The organism is Nocardioides guangzhouensis, from assembly GCF_004519545.1.
GTDB lineage: Bacteria > Actinomycetota > Actinomycetes > Propionibacteriales > Nocardioidaceae > Nocardioides > Nocardioides guangzhouensis.
This window is the reverse complement of the sequence record NZ_SDKM01000009.1, coordinates 133,769-147,004: the sequence shown is the minus strand read 5'-3', so window position 1 is coordinate 147,004 and position 13,236 is coordinate 133,769. Positions and strand designations below refer to the sequence as shown.

At 68.7% G+C, this 13,236-nt stretch carries 12 protein-coding genes; 5 read left to right on the top strand and 7 right to left on the bottom strand.

Annotated features, from left to right (window positions below; genetic code table 11):
* Together EKO23_RS25145 and EKO23_RS08170 are read left to right on the top strand one after the other, a co-directional pair.
* Positions 1-776 (top strand): hypothetical protein (locus EKO23_RS25145; protein ID WP_167880376.1); only part of this gene is annotated, 776 nt, incomplete at its 5' end.
* Between the two features lie 412 nt (positions 777-1,188).
* Positions 1,189-2,733 (top strand): sialidase family protein, encoded by a 1,545-nt coding sequence (locus EKO23_RS08170; RefSeq protein ID WP_134716041.1) that lies wholly within the window; start codon positions 1,189-1,191, stop codon positions 2,731-2,733.
* Between the two features lie 441 nt (positions 2,734-3,174).
* On the opposite strand, the gene EKO23_RS08165 is transcribed toward EKO23_RS08170, so the two are convergent.
* From EKO23_RS08165 to EKO23_RS08155, 3 genes are all read right to left on the bottom strand, one after another.
* On the bottom strand, positions 3,175-4,200 hold the full coding sequence (locus EKO23_RS08165; protein ID WP_134716039.1) for an NAD-dependent epimerase/dehydratase family protein: 1,026 nt from the start codon (positions 4,198-4,200) through the stop codon (positions 3,175-3,177).
* Between the two features lie 306 nt (positions 4,201-4,506).
* Positions 4,507-5,748 carry a hypothetical protein gene (locus tag EKO23_RS08160; protein ID WP_134716037.1) on the bottom strand — a complete coding sequence of 414 codons (1,242 nt, stop codon included), beginning with the start codon at positions 5,746-5,748 and terminating at the stop codon, positions 4,507-4,509.
* Positions 5,745-6,290 (bottom strand): SigE family RNA polymerase sigma factor, encoded by a 546-nt coding sequence (locus EKO23_RS08155; RefSeq protein WP_134716035.1) that lies wholly within the window; start codon positions 6,288-6,290, stop codon positions 5,745-5,747. The genes EKO23_RS08160 and EKO23_RS08155 overlap by 4 nt, the downstream gene beginning before the upstream one ends.
* Positions 6,291-6,921: 631 nt before the next feature.
* On the opposite strand from EKO23_RS08155, the gene EKO23_RS08150 reads away from it, so the two are divergent.
* Positions 6,922-7,578, top strand: a complete 657-nt coding sequence (locus EKO23_RS08150; protein ID WP_134716033.1) for a hemerythrin domain-containing protein — start codon at positions 6,922-6,924, stop codon at positions 7,576-7,578.
* Positions 7,579-7,802: 224 nt separating this feature from the next.
* Here EKO23_RS08150 and EKO23_RS08145 read toward each other — a convergent pair whose 3' ends face one another.
* Both EKO23_RS08145 and EKO23_RS08140 read right to left on the bottom strand, forming a co-directional pair.
* Positions 7,803-8,927: a squalene cyclase gene (locus EKO23_RS08145; protein WP_217702528.1), complete on the bottom strand. Its 1,125-nt coding sequence runs from the start codon at positions 8,925-8,927 to the stop codon at positions 7,803-7,805.
* A gap of 108 nt (positions 8,928-9,035) precedes the next feature.
* Positions 9,036-9,341, bottom strand: a complete 306-nt coding sequence (locus tag EKO23_RS08140) for a hypothetical protein (protein WP_134716031.1) — start codon at positions 9,339-9,341, stop codon at positions 9,036-9,038.
* Positions 9,342-9,581: 240 nt separating this feature from the next.
* Between EKO23_RS08140 and EKO23_RS08135 the strand changes: the two genes are divergently transcribed.
* Complete coding sequence (locus EKO23_RS08135) at positions 9,582-9,845, top strand: sigma factor-like helix-turn-helix DNA-binding protein (RefSeq protein ID WP_246050961.1); 264 nt, start codon at positions 9,582-9,584, stop codon at positions 9,843-9,845.
* A 15-nt stretch (positions 9,846-9,860) separates the two neighbouring features.
* On the opposite strand, the gene EKO23_RS08130 is transcribed toward EKO23_RS08135, so the two are convergent.
* Together EKO23_RS08130 and EKO23_RS08125 are read right to left on the bottom strand one after the other, a co-directional pair.
* A complete protein-coding gene (locus EKO23_RS08130) occupies positions 9,861-10,277 on the bottom strand; it encodes an ester cyclase (RefSeq protein ID WP_134716029.1) in 417 nt (138 codons plus the stop codon).
* A gap of 85 nt (positions 10,278-10,362) precedes the next feature.
* Positions 10,363-11,253 carry a CPBP family intramembrane glutamic endopeptidase gene (locus EKO23_RS08125; RefSeq protein WP_134716027.1) on the bottom strand — a complete coding sequence of 297 codons (891 nt, stop codon included), beginning with the start codon at positions 11,251-11,253 and terminating at the stop codon, positions 10,363-10,365.
* Positions 11,254-11,385: 132 nt separating this feature from the next.
* On the opposite strand from EKO23_RS08125, the gene EKO23_RS08120 reads away from it, so the two are divergent.
* The gene (locus EKO23_RS08120; RefSeq protein WP_134716025.1) at positions 11,386-13,203 is read left to right on the top strand and encodes a bifunctional metallophosphatase/5'-nucleotidase; all 1,818 of its coding nucleotides are present in this window, start codon (positions 11,386-11,388) and stop codon (positions 13,201-13,203) included.
* Positions 13,204-13,236: the final 33 nt, after the last annotated feature.

Below are 13,236 nucleotides of genomic sequence, written 5' to 3'. Positions count from 1 at the left end.
ACGTACGCGAGCTCGGCTTCCACGTCGAGCCGGGACCCGGTTTCGCACAGACCGACGACTGGGGGATCGAGCGCGACCACCAGTGGACGACCGTCGCCTACGGGGCCGACGACCGCGGACCGAGCGTAGACGTGTACTACCAGGGGATCTCCCCGTCATTGCCATCGACCGGGACCCGCGACGCCGTCACCGTCAACGGGGCCCCGGGGACCTACATCGAGCACGTTCGTAAGGACGAGTGGGGGGCCCACGTCGCCTGGGAGTACGCACCGGACTCGTGGGCCGTCGTGTCCGAGCGTGGGGACTCGGCGCCGCCGCCCGGTCTGCGGACCAAGCTCGTCACGGTTGCGGAGGCCGTCCGGTCCGGCGGCAAGACCCTGCGCGTCCCCATCCGGGTCGGCACGATGCCCGCCTCCCTGCCGCCGGTCGCGACTGCTGACACCGTGAACGTGCAGTACTTCGACGGTGACTGGAGCTGGTGGCTGGAGTTCAACGGCGAGATCCACCTGTGGGCCACTTCCCAGACGGGCATGGACTGCCAAGGCTACGACGCCAGCCCCTATACGGAGAGCTTCAGCTACCGCGGGCACCCCGGCTGCCTCGTGGACGGCGAGCGCATCGGCCTTCGTCTCGGCACAGCCAATGTGTTCATCGACTTCGTCGACGCGACTCCCAAGCCGCCGATCGACGACATGAAGCAGGCGCTCGCTGACCTGACGCTCGCGTCGTACGACCAGACGACCTGGTTCGACCTGAAGACCGCACTGGGCGGCTGAGCGAGGGCGTACCCACAAGCGCGGAACCGACTGCGCGGTAACCGCAGGGTGTGCGGACCAAGACTCGATCGACCAGCCGGGCGTAAGTGAGCGAATCGTCGCAACCGATGCACGAACTCGGCAGCTCCGCGCGGATCGCGACATAGGACAGTGGCACCGCGGTGAAGTGGACATCCACCTCACCGGTGTCAACGGTCGTGGCGCACGATGGGCATCCGCTTCTATGCAACGCGTAGCGACCCCGAGCTTGCGGTTGTGCGGACCGCTCGAACACGCCCCCGTCACAACCCCCGGGCTGGGTTGACGTGTTCGGGGCATTGCCGGTCGCACGAGCCCGGGTGGAGGATGGAGCGCACAGCGAGTCCGACGGCCGGGAGCCAGGTTCCCCGGTCGTCGAGAGGAGATGGCAGCCATGTCGATCATCCTGTTCAAGCATCCCCACCGAGTCCTTCGCCGGAACGCTCGACGCGACCGGGCGAGCGCGGCTGGCGTCGTCGGACTCGTGCTTTGCGGCTCGGGCGTCCTGGTTGGCCAGGCGTTCGCCGCCCCGTTCGCAATCGCGCCGGCGACGATCGTCAGCGGCCCGTCCACGCTGACAGCGTGTCCCTCCGGCGCGTCCCCGGACTTCGCTACTGCCTACGACAACACGGAGGTCGAGCCACAGGTCGCGGTGAACCCGACCAATCCGAACGAGATCATCGCGGTGGCCCAGCAGGACCGCTGGCCGGACGGCGGCGCCCGAGGACTTACCTCATGGATGTCCCAGAATGGCGGCACCAGCTGGTCCAAGCTGGCTGACGTGCCGTGGAGCGCATGTCAAGGCGGCCCAGCCCGGTTCGGCCGCGTCACAGACCCCTGGGTGTCCTATGACAAGGCGGGGAACGCGTACTTCATCGGGCAGCCCATCAACCTCGCGGCACCCGCGGTCTCGGCCATCTCCGTGACGACCCTCAACAGGTCGACCGGCAGCTGGAGGCCGCCGACGATCCTCATCGAAGGCGCAGACGAACGAGGAGTCACCAACGACAAGGTCTCGGTGACCGGCGACCCGACGCGCGCGGGCTACGCCTACGCGACGTGGCTGCGCACCAGGTACCCGAACGAGGGCCAGCAGAGTCCGGTCAGCGACCTCCATGCCTTCTCCTGGCGGGGGACACCGATGGTCTCGCGCACCACCGACGGCGGCCAGACGTGGTCGACCCCGACAGCGATGCGTGACTCGAACATCTACATGCAGGGCAACCAGATCGCGGTCGGTCCCGACGGAACCCTCTACGACGCCGCCGCCGTCCTGTTCACCGGCGCCGGGTTCAACGACAACGGCATCTACATGGGAGTCATGCGCTCCCGCGACGCGGGAAGGACCTGGTCGGCACCGGCGAAGATCGCCCCCATCGGCACGACACAGCTATTCGTCCCCGACGACGGCTTCCCGATCCGTGCCGGCGACTTCATCCCCGACATCGCGATCGACCCGGCCTCGGGTGCGATCTATGTGGTGTGGGCCGACGGTCTCGGCACCGAGCTCAACAAGACCGTCCTGTCCCGGTCCACCGACGGCGGCCGGCACTGGTCGACACCCCAAGTCGTGTCCACCGGCGGCCCGTCTGCGCAGGCCTACAACCACGCCGTCGAAGTCACGGACAACGGCACGCTGGTCGTCTCCTACTTCGACGATCGCAACAACGTTCCAGGTGACAGCATCGCCACCACCGATGTCTGGCTACGGCACTCGCACAACGGCGGCGCCACCTGGGCGCCGGAGCAACACTTGTTCGGGCCGTTCAACCACTACCAGGCGCCGATCTCGTACTTCGCTCCCGGTGACCCCAGAGGCCTGTTCCTCGGCGACTATGTCGGACTGGAGACCATCTCGGGTGACGACGTCATCTCGTTGTTCTCCACCACGATCGCCGATGGCGCTGACGTCACCGCAGTGCGGGTAAACCATCCGTGACGAAGTGGCGTTCCACCAGCCTTTGCTGCTGGCACCGGGCCCGCCCGAGGGCGCCTGCTTGCGGTTGACACGCGGCGCTATGGCTTCGGTCCTGGCACGACCATGCTCCGCTTGATACTTGACGGCTACTTCGCATGGTTCCCAGCAAGTCGAGAAGGCGCCTCCGGACGTGACAGCGAATCGAGGCGCACGGCGACCGCCCTGCAGCAAACCTCGCGAAAGTTAAGAACGCACTCGCTCATCGGCGCACGAGCGCGCACCATCTGCGGCATGAGCGGACGGCCGCAGCGTCGCACGCTATCTGCGGCAATTAGTGCGTTGCTGCGGCATCTCGAGTACGGTCGGCGATCGCCCCGACGGACGTGGCCAGGTTGACCGCCGTGAGACAAGGGGCTTTGCGGAAGGCGCGCCGTCTCTGACCTCGCGCACGTCTACCGCCTCTCACGCCGAAGGCTGCTCAGTCTCGAGGCACCGGCCGGCGGCGCGAGCGCTGAGGTGGCCGGCGCCGACCAGCCAGCGCACGGTGTCCGTCATGGACTCCGCCAAGGAACGTCCGTCGACCCCGAGGTCGGCGACCGATGCCGAGTAGTCGACGCGGGTGTCGAGCGCGATGACCCGAGAGCCCTCGACCATGTGCGGGAGGAACGACCAGCCGGTGGTGTAGCCGAGCTGCAACAGCGGGAGTGCGACCTTGTGCGACACCGGGATCGCGGGGAGCCGACGGCCGGTCACAGTTCGCAGCGTCTGGTGCGGCAGCACGACCGTCTCGCCGGGGACCAGATAGCGGCGTCCTGCCCGTTCGAGTGCGGCCACCACCACGTCGGCGGCGTCCCGGACGTCCACCCACTGCAGTGCCCCCCGCGTCCAGGTGGGGAGCCGGCCGCGCAGGATGCGGCACACGACCTCGTTGCTCTCGCCGAGATAGGGGTCGTCCGGACCGAGGATGGCACCCGGGTTGACGATGGCGACCGGGGCACCGGTCTCTTGCCGGTCTCGGGCGACCTGTTCGGACTCCACCTTGCTCCGGGTGTAGGGGCCGAGCGTCACCCCCAACGGGCTCCGGTGGTCCAGCGTCGCCCCCGGTCGCAGCAGAGCGACGATCGACGAGACGTGGACGATGCCGGTGCACCCGGCTTCGATGGCCGCATCCAGGACGGTGGACGTGCCGACCTTGTTCTCCCGGAGCATCCGTTCGGCGTCGCGGCGCCGGTAGGAGAACGTAGCCGCGGCATGGATGACCTGGTGGCACCCCCTTGCTGCCTCACGAACCGTCGCCGCGTCGGTCATGTCACCCGCGACGACGTCGATTCGCGTGTCATCCGGGTCCACGCCGAGCAGTGCGAGGTGTTGGTGCAGCTTCGCGGGTGTTCGCACGAATGCGCGGACCTGGTGGCCCCCATCGAGGAGCCGCTGGAGGAGGTGGATGCCGAGGAATCCCGATGCCCCGGTGAGCAGGACGACCGTCATGGACTCACCTTGTGTCCCGCGCGCAGGCCCGGCCAGAGCCCATCAGGATGGTCTTCGATGCCCGTCCGGGTCGGTCAAGGGCCGATCGCTGGGCCCCCGCCGCCGGGGATGCCCAGCGTAGGCAGGCTATAGCGGCGGGATGGCCCCGTCCTCAACCGCGCGGATCGCATGAGCGGACGACTCCGAGCTACGGACTTGTCCACGTGGAAAGCGTCGCTCGGCGCAGCATTGTGCTCACGAGCTCGTTCGGCCACCACGGAGCAGACGAAGCGGTCGTGGGTCGAACTCTCCGCTGCTGTGCCTCGCTCAGGAGCCGCGGGGCAGCCGTGCGACCTTCCAGAGCGCGTCGTAGGTGTCCTTGTCGTCGAGCGGCCCCGCTCGGTTCCAGAGGACGAGTCCGTTGACGAGGGCGGTTTGGGGCTCGTATGTCCCCGGTCCGATGCGGGCCAGGGTCAGCCGGTCGAGGTCGAGGAGGTAGACGCCGGTTCGTTTGCTCCGATCGGCCCCGAGCAGGACGTGGTCCTCATCGGCTGCGCGTGCGTCTGCGCCGGCGACCTGGATGACCTCTCCGCGGTCGACGTCGTACACAGCAGTCATCACATGGAGTTCGTCACCGCACACGTACATGACCACGGGTCGGGTGCCGGCCAGCCTGACGGTGGGGGGAATGTCGGTGAGCTCGCGGTCAGCGGGCCGTGCGCATCCCGCCGGGCGCTCCTCGGCCACGACTCGTTCCCCAGCCGAGCTGGACAGAACCACCCTGCCGTCGTTGTTCACGCGTGCTTGTAGGCCGTCTTCCCAGGCCACGGACTCACCGTCGAGGGCGGGCTCGGGTCGGCCCTCGCCACCTTCCGGCAGGGCGTAGGACCACCAGTGCATCGGGCCGGACTCGTCCTCCAGGTTGTGACCGAGGTAGAACCGGCCGTCGGGGGCGATCGCCAGCTGGGGCGGCGTGTGCACCTCGATGCCCTCGGGCGGCTGGATCCTGATGCTGGTCCAGGTCTCAGAGGGTCGGTCGAACATGAGCAGGTCGCTGCGGCGTTCGCTCACGTTCGCGAACAGGACGAGCTGGTCCGCGGTGAGCTCGACCACGTTCTGCGGGGCGCGCGGCGGTCGCGGCAACCAGTGGGTGCGTCCAGTCTCGGGGTCGAGCAGGCCGAGCTCGGTGACGTTTCCGTGGTAGGTGTACCGGCTGCGGAGAACAAGACCGTCCGTGGTCAGGCCCTCGAACCGGTCGTGGTCGAGCTCGTTCGCCGGGTCGCGCAACGTGGTGCGCACCGAGGCGAGAACGTCGAGATGCTGATTCTGTGCCCGGTTGAGGTCGAGGCGCACCACGTGTGCGGGACGGGGCTCGGTGTCGGAACGGCCCGAAACCACCGCCACCGACGCGACCAGGGCGGCCACCAGCAGCGCGGACGCCCCGGCCCGGACAGTGGCCCGACGACGGAGCCGACGCGACCCCGCGTCGATCACCGTGCGCAGGTCGGACTCGTCGAACGGGGCATCGGACACCGCCTCGCGCAGCGCCGCGTGCAGCTCGGTGCTCATGGCGTCACCTCCTTCGCCTCAGCCGGGACGCCGGGTCGCACCACCAGCTCACCGCCGTGGCGTGCGTACGCCGCCCGCAGCGCCTCGAGGCCGCGGGCGGTCTGGCTCTTGACCGTGCCGGTACGGCAGCCGAGTGCTTCGGCGACCGCCTCGACACCGAGGTCCTCGTAGAAGCGGAGCACCACGCAGGCACGCTGCCGCGCCGGCAGCTCAGCCAACGCGGACATCAGCAGCAACCGGTCCGCCAGCTGGTCTGCCGCATCATCGACGCGCCTGTCGCCTATTTGGTCGGTGGGCACTTCACGAGAGGACCGTTTGCGGGCCTGCTCGATCGCCACGCTCACCACCGCCCGGCGTGCGTAGGCTCGCAGCCCGTGATCCTGTTCCAGCCGCGGCCAGGCGACGTAAACCCGGATCATCGCCTCCTGGACGATGTCTGCGGCATGGTCCCAGTCGCCACACATCAAGAACGCCGTCCGGCGCAACGCGGGGCGGCACGCCTCGGCGAACGCGACGAACTCGCTCTCCCCCCGACGTCCCATGCCGCCTCCCGCCGCCGCTCCTCCTACCCCTCAAACGAGGTGCCGGCAGCAACAGGTTGCATCACACGCACACCCCTCGACAGAAGTACGCGGGAACCGGTCGCACCATGGACGCCGGCAGAGCCGCACGGACAGCGACAAGAGCGGACGGCCGCAGCGTCGCCCGCGAATCGCGGCAGATCTCCGGACGTCCCCGTAGAGGCGTCACCACTAACCTCTGGGGATGGATTCTCGGAAGCACCGTCGGACGCTACGCATCTACTCCTACGTCGTCGTGGGCGCCCTTGTGGTGGTCGCGGTGGCCATGATGGTCGCGGCCGTTGGCGCGTCAGGAGAAGATCGCGGGGCGTACACCGGCATGGCCGTTCTCTGCAGTGCTGGAGCGTTGGCGGCAGTCGCGCTCCTCACAGCAATAGAACGAAGATACCGACGTGAATGACCAGTCACTGACGTCCGCTCATCGGCGGATCCGCGCACAGCGCGGACGGCCGCAGCGTCGCACGCCATCTGCGGCAGATGAGGATGCTCGCCGCGCCAGCCCGGCAAACGCTCGCCCGAGTGCTTTCGAGATGCGAGAATCCTCACACCGAACCCGGGTGCTCGCGGCCGCCCGCCGACGAACGGGTCCCAGATGTCGAAGACTGAGCCGATCGAAGTGCGCGACATGGCAATCGTCCACCGCACGTTCCGCAACGCCTATGCCGAGGCCGCGCGGTTGGTGCGCGCCCGACCGACTCCGTCAGCGGAGCGGGTCACCTTTCTGGCCGATCACATCGACTTCGGCATCGCCATGCTGCACCACCACCACGAGGCCGAAGACGAGTTGCTGTACCCGCTACTCATCGAGCGCGTGCCCGAGCAAGCCGGGACCACGGACGAGGTAGCGAAGGAGCATCTGCTCGTCCAGGCGTCGATCGAGGCGGCGAAGAACGCCTGCTCGGCTTGGCGTAATCAGCCGTCCGAGGAGACCGGGGAAGCGCTGGCGGCGTCGCTCGACGAGCTCAACGTCGTACTCCAACCGCACCTCGACGACGAGGAACAGAAGGTCGTTCCGCTCGCTGCGGTGACGCTCACGCAAGCAGAGTGGGACGCCTTGGGCGAGCATGCGCAAGCCGGAATCCCTCGCGACAAGATGGCCGTCGCGTTCGGGATGCTCCTCGAACCGCTCGACGAGTCGGACCGCGCCTTCATGAAGCGCGGTCTGCCACTCCCGGTTCGGATGCTCTTCCCGTTGATGATCCAGCGGCCCTGGAAGAAGTACGCATCCACACTGCGGGAGGGAACCTAACGACACCACGTTGGGCTTGGCGAACGAGATCTGATACGACATCCTCAATTCGGCGGATGAGTGTGGGTTGACCCTGTTGCCCGGAGTGGTCTGGTACCGCGGGATGACGACTTCAGGTCCGGGCCTCGCGCCTGCTCGAGTGGCGCCGCAGATCCGACTCAGTGTGAATCGAGACCGGCCCCGAGACCGCCACGCTCGTGTAGACGTGATGTCTCCTCTTGTCGTCAAGGTGCCTGGCGGGCGCTGTCAGGGCTGTCAGGAGAGTCGTACCAGCGCAGCACCCGGAGTGCCCTCAGGGTGTTCCACCTGCTAGGCGTGCTGTCGGGCTCCTCGAACCGGAAGTGGACCGCGCCGGGATGGGTGTTCTCGAGCAGCCAGCGCCCGTCGGCTTGGCGTCTTGCGCGGACGTGTTCGATCGCTTCGGCCAGCCGCGGATCCGGAGTACCCCCACGCCGGGCGAAGTACTCCGTGGCTTTGAGCAGGTCGTAGTGCCAACGTGGGGGGTAGGAGAACATCTTCCACCGCGGGTTGACCACCTCGCCCGTGCGTAACGACCGGAAGAGGTTGCGCCGGAGCAAGTACTCCTCTCCGTTGCGGCGCGCGCGGCGAACCTCCTCAGATCCGCCGGTACGGCGCTCCCACCTCAGCAGCCCGTCGACCACGTCCAGGGTGCTTGCGAACGATGACGGCGCTGGGCGCGTCTGGGCCCAGCAGTTCCAGCCACCATCCGGCATCTGGTCGGCCAGGAGCCGCTCCACCACCGGTGCGACGTCGACGCCAAGGTAGGCGCCGATCAAGACCGTGCCGGCGTTGATGCAGCAGTCCTCCTCGCCGTCGAAGAACGGCAGCCCGTCACACTCCCAGCGGCAGTTGTGAGCCACCAAGCGTGCCGTCTCCTGCATCACCGGACTGTCAGGGGGGGTGCCCAGGTGGCACAAGTCGAGCAGGACCCGGTACGTCGCGGTCCACGGCTGGCCCGGCTCGGTACCCGCCTCATCGGTCGGCGCCTCAGCGGGTTCCTCGTCGGGCGACGGGAAAGGCGGCGGTGGCTCACCGGCAGCCAGAGCCCGCGCAGTGGCCGCTGCGAACTCCGCGGTACCCGGAAAGCAGGCACCGTTCGCCCACAGGCCATCAGCGGCCCGCAAGGCCAGCAGCCGAGCACCCCAGCCCTCTCGCTCCACCCGCGCCCGCTCGGCCGTCACCTCGGCCTCCGAGGCGTCGACGAGGTCGCGCAGCACCTGCCAGCGGATCGCCGGATCGCCCCGCAGCAGCCACCGAACAACCGGATCGTCTTCCGCCATGGGCCGCGTTCGTGACTGGATACGGCCCCGATTCTCGGTCGGCTCCATTCCTGAACCCTCATCGGCGCAAGCGCACGCATCTGCCGCTGTCCGCGCTCGCTCGTGCCGATCAGCGGATGGTCTCGTTCCTCGCCCTGACAGGTAGCACCGCTCCTGCTACGGGACCCATTCAGCGACGACAGTGAGGTCGGTGAACTCCGGCTGACCGGCGAGCGCAGCTGCCATCACTTCCTGGAGCGCTGCCTTGCCTTCAGCCCGGCGTGGGTCCTGCTCACGCTCGCGTGCCTTCGCCTCGCTCTCGAACAGTGCGAGGATGTAGGCCGTATCTGCATCCTTCGTGTCGTGCATGAAGAACTCCCGCAGGAGACCCGAGCCCGGCTGCTCGAACCTTTTCAGCGCGTCGGCCATGGTGGTCAAGTCGAAACCAGGTTGCACTCGCGCCTTGATGAGTTGTGCCCACATCGCGATCTCCTTCGACGATGACACAGACACTATGACTGCGCCTCTCGGCTGTCACCCGCCGACGTGCTTCATGAGGCCTCTACCCGGGTGATGGCGTGATGCGTCAGCCCATACCCGCGATCCGCGCCTGCCTGCGGGGGTGAAGTTCCTCCGCAAGTCCCACGAACAACTGGGAATGAACAGACGTTTGGCGGAGCATGTGTGGGTGCATGCGGGCAGGATTACTCCGGGCGTCGTCAGGTGACCACCGACGTGGTCCCGGAGGCGATGCACCACGACAGCGCAGACGACGCTGACCGCATCGCGCAGCTCGAGGACCTGCGCAGGTTGTCACCGCGGCAGCGGGCGGTGCTGGTGCTGCGCTACTTCGACGACCTCACCGAGGCCGACACCGCTGCGGCCGTCGGCATCTCCGTGGGAACGGTCAAGTCGCACGCCCTCGACGCACTGGCGTGCCTGCGCAACCAGCCGTCGGGAGAGGAGCAGTCGGCGGCTGCGACGTGAAGCCCATGGCACGGGTCAGGCAGGTGGCCCCGCGCCCATCTGCGCGAGTGCGTCGGCCATGTCCATGACGCCCCAGTGCGCGACGCACTGGTCGCCGCGGAACTGGAGGACGTCGATGGCGTTGATGCTCACGGGGTTGCCTCGGGCGGGAATGCCCATGAACTCGTCGGTGTGAGTGCCGACGAACGAGACCCGTGCGACCACCTTGTCGCCCTCCTGGATCAGGTCATGGACATCCACGTGGAAGTCGCTGATGGCCGTCTGCATCATCGTGAACAGCTGCCGGGGTGTGTCCCGGGTGTTGTCCATCCCCGGGATCTCCTCGTGCTCGACGAAGTCCTCAGCCAGGTACCTGTCGACGGCGGCATCGACATCGCCTCCAGCGGCGATGGCCCGGAACATCTCCTGCACCAGTGCCTTGTAGTCCGACATCCCTCCACCTCGCTCCCCGGCGCCTGCCTCGGCGGGCCAAATCTGTTCGACGCTAGCAGCCGCAGTTTCGTCCGGACAGGGTCGTTCAGACCTCTGTGGGCGCGCGGACCTTGCGACGGTGCCGGACGGCGAGCACGAACGCAAGCACCATCAGCGCGAGCACGTCTCCGAAGCCGGCCAGGGAGGCCCACGGGAGCTCGATGTCGCCGGCCTCGACGTTCGCGTAGAACGAGCCGAGCGGTGTGAGCAGCGGCCACAGCACGACGAGGTTGCGGGCCACGGCGTACGCGACGGCGTAGACCACGCCCAGCCCGGTGAGGAACGCGATGTCCGCGACCCCCATGCCGTACCCGACGTGGTAGAGCCCGTACAGCGCGGCCGCGGCGGCGATCCCCGGCGCCGTGCCCAGCCGCTCCTCGAGCCGGCCCTGCACGAAGCCGCGGAAGAAGACGGACTCGAAGACCCCGACCACCAGTGCCATGCCGAGCAGCGGCACCCAGTCGACCGGTGCCGGCAGGTCGTAGCCCCACAGGGTGAGCGCGAACTGGACGCCACCGAACAGCAGCGCGAGCGCGGCGGCGCGGGGCAGGTTGTCGCGACGCAGGCCGAGGTCGGCGAGCGGGCGCCCGCGCACCCACACCGTCCACCAGACCGGGCCGGCGACGCCGACGAGCAAGCCGGTCGCGAACGCCAGGAACAGCCCGACCACGTGGTCCTCGGAGAAGCCGACGAACGCCAGACGGAACAGCGTGACCACGGCGGCGTACATCCCGATCACCGCGGCCAGGTCGCGGCCGCCCGGCTCGCGGACGACGTGCGGGAGGGCGCCGGGGACGAGGGTCAGGACCAGCGCGGAGCCCGCGACCACGAGGAGGTACGTCGCCCCGGAGGCGAACGAGAGCAGCAGCAGCGCCCCGACGACCCAGGTGCTCCAGATGGTCGACCTCCATCGTCCGGCGGACGGCTCGTGCTCCATCGACGTCGCCTCCCACCTCCATGGCACCCCGGCGGCACGGGGTCACGACAGGGCCGTCGGACGTCCGGGACCGGGCACTTCGGCCAGAATTCTGGGGCTGACCGGACGGCGTCGGGCGGCTAGCGTCCGGGCATGACCACTTTCCGATTCAGGCGCGGCCCGCTCGCAGCGGCCGCTCTTCTCGTGTCGGCCCTCGCCATCGGCGGCGTGGCCCTCCCGTCGGAGGCGGCCCCCAAGGGCACCACCGACCTGCAGATCCTCTCGTTCAACGACTACCACGGGCACCTGCAGCCACCGACCGGCTCCGATGGCACCCTGGTCACCTCGACCGGGACGACGACCGCGGGCGGCGTGGAGTACCTCACCTCCCACCTGCGGCAGCTGCGCCAGGGCCACAAGAACACACTGACGGTCGCTGCCGGTGACCTCATCGGCGGGTCGCCGTTCCTGTCCGGGCTGTTCAAGGACGAGCCGAGCGTCGAGAGCCTGGACAACCTCGGCCTCGACGTCTCGAGCGTCGGCAACCACGAGTTCGACGAGGGTGTCACCGAGCTGCTGCGCATGCAGTACGGCGGGTGCCACCCGACCGAGGGCTGCTACGACGGCGACGGCTACTCCGGTGCGGAGTTCCCGTGGCTGGCCGCCAACGTGGCCTACAAGAACGGTGTGACGCCGCCGAAGCCGGTCGAGGACTACGGCAGCTGGTTCAAGGCGAGCACCGGGCGCACCGTGCTCCCGCCGACCTGGGTGAAGAGCGTGCAGGGCACGAAGGTCGGCTTCATCGGGATGACGCTGGAGGGCACACCGGAGCTGGTCGCCCAGGCCGGCATCCAGGACGTCACGTTCGCCGACGAGGTGGCCACCGCCAACCTCGCCGCCCAGGACCTGCGCAGGAAGAAGGTGGAGGCGATCGTGGTGCTGCTGCACGAGGGCGGCCTGCCGCCGGCCGGCGCGGCGTTCGACTACAACTGCAACGCCGGGTCCTCGGCGGCGCTGTCCGGGCCGATCGTGACCATCGCGAAGAACCTCGACCCGAGCATCGACCTCGTGGTCAGCGGTCACACGCACCAGCCCTACACGTGCAACATCCCCGACCCGGCCGGCCAGGCCCGGTGGGTGACCTCGGCCTCGTCGTTCGGGCGGGTGATCACCGAGACCAACCTGAAGCTCGACCGGGCCACCGGTGACGTCATCCGCAGCTCCGTGCAGAGCGTGGAGCACGCGGTGACGCGCGACGTGACCCCGGCGGCCGACCAGACCGCCACGATCACGAAGTGGAACACGCTGGCCGGGCCGGTCGGGAACAAGGTGATCGGTTCGATCACCGCCGACATCACCCGGGGAGGCACCGCCGGCAGTCGACGGGACGTCGAGTCGTCGCTGAGCGACCTGATCGCCGACGCCCAGCTAGCCGCGACGTCCGCGGCCGGGGCCGGCGGCGCGCAGCTGGCGCTGATGAACCCCGGCGGCGTCCGAGCAGACCTGGTGTACGCCGGCTCGACGGCCGGCGAGGGCGACGGGAACGTCACCTACGGCGAGTCGTTCACGGTCCAGCCGTTCGGCAACCTGCTGGTGTCGATGACCCTGACCGGCTCCCAGATCGAACGGGTGCTGGAGCAGCAGTGGGTGACCCAGTCCGACGGGTCGGTGCGGTTCCTGCACCTCGGACCGTCCTCCGGCTTCCACTGGTCGTGGTCCGCCTCCGCCCCGGTGGGCAGCAAGATCGACCCGGCGTCGATCACCCTCAACGGCGCGCCGGTCGACCCGGCGGCGAGCTACCGGGTGACCGTGAACTCGTTCCTCGCCGATGGTGGTGACGGCTTCACGGTGTTCCGCGAGGGCACCAACCGGGTCGGTGGCGGCGTGGACCTCGACGCGTTCAACGCCTACCTGGGCGCCAACTCGCCGGTGGCGCCGCCGGCAGCGACCCGGGTGACGCCGCTGCCCTGACCCGGGTCGGGAGCACGCAGCACGACGGCCCGC

Bases quoted from the DNA above. Each gene is read 5' to 3' on its own strand.
- EKO23_RS08170 (WP_134716041.1), top strand. From the start codon at position 1,189: ATGTCGATCATCCTGTTCAAGCATCCCCACCGAGTCCTTCGCCGGAAC.
- EKO23_RS08165 (WP_134716039.1), bottom strand. From the start codon at position 4,200: ATGACGGTCGTCCTGCTCACCGGGGCATCGGGATTCCTCGGCATCCAC.
- EKO23_RS08160 (WP_134716037.1), bottom strand. From the start codon at position 5,748: ATGAGCACCGAGCTGCACGCGGCGCTGCGCGAGGCGGTGTCCGATGCC.
- EKO23_RS08155 (WP_134716035.1), bottom strand. From the start codon at position 6,290: ATGGGACGTCGGGGGGAGAGCGAGTTCGTCGCGTTCGCCGAGGCGTGC.
- EKO23_RS08150 (WP_134716033.1), top strand. From the start codon at position 6,922: ATGTCGAAGACTGAGCCGATCGAAGTGCGCGACATGGCAATCGTCCAC.
- EKO23_RS08145 (WP_217702528.1), bottom strand. From the start codon at position 8,927: ATGGAGCCGACCGAGAATCGGGGCCGTATCCAGTCACGAACGCGGCCC.
- EKO23_RS08140 (WP_134716031.1), bottom strand. From the start codon at position 9,341: ATGTGGGCACAACTCATCAAGGCGCGAGTGCAACCTGGTTTCGACTTG.
- EKO23_RS08130 (WP_134716029.1), bottom strand. From the start codon at position 10,277: ATGTCGGACTACAAGGCACTGGTGCAGGAGATGTTCCGGGCCATCGCC.
- EKO23_RS08125 (WP_134716027.1), bottom strand. From the start codon at position 11,253: ATGGAGCACGAGCCGTCCGCCGGACGATGGAGGTCGACCATCTGGAGC.
- EKO23_RS08120 (WP_134716025.1), top strand. From the start codon at position 11,386: ATGACCACTTTCCGATTCAGGCGCGGCCCGCTCGCAGCGGCCGCTCTT.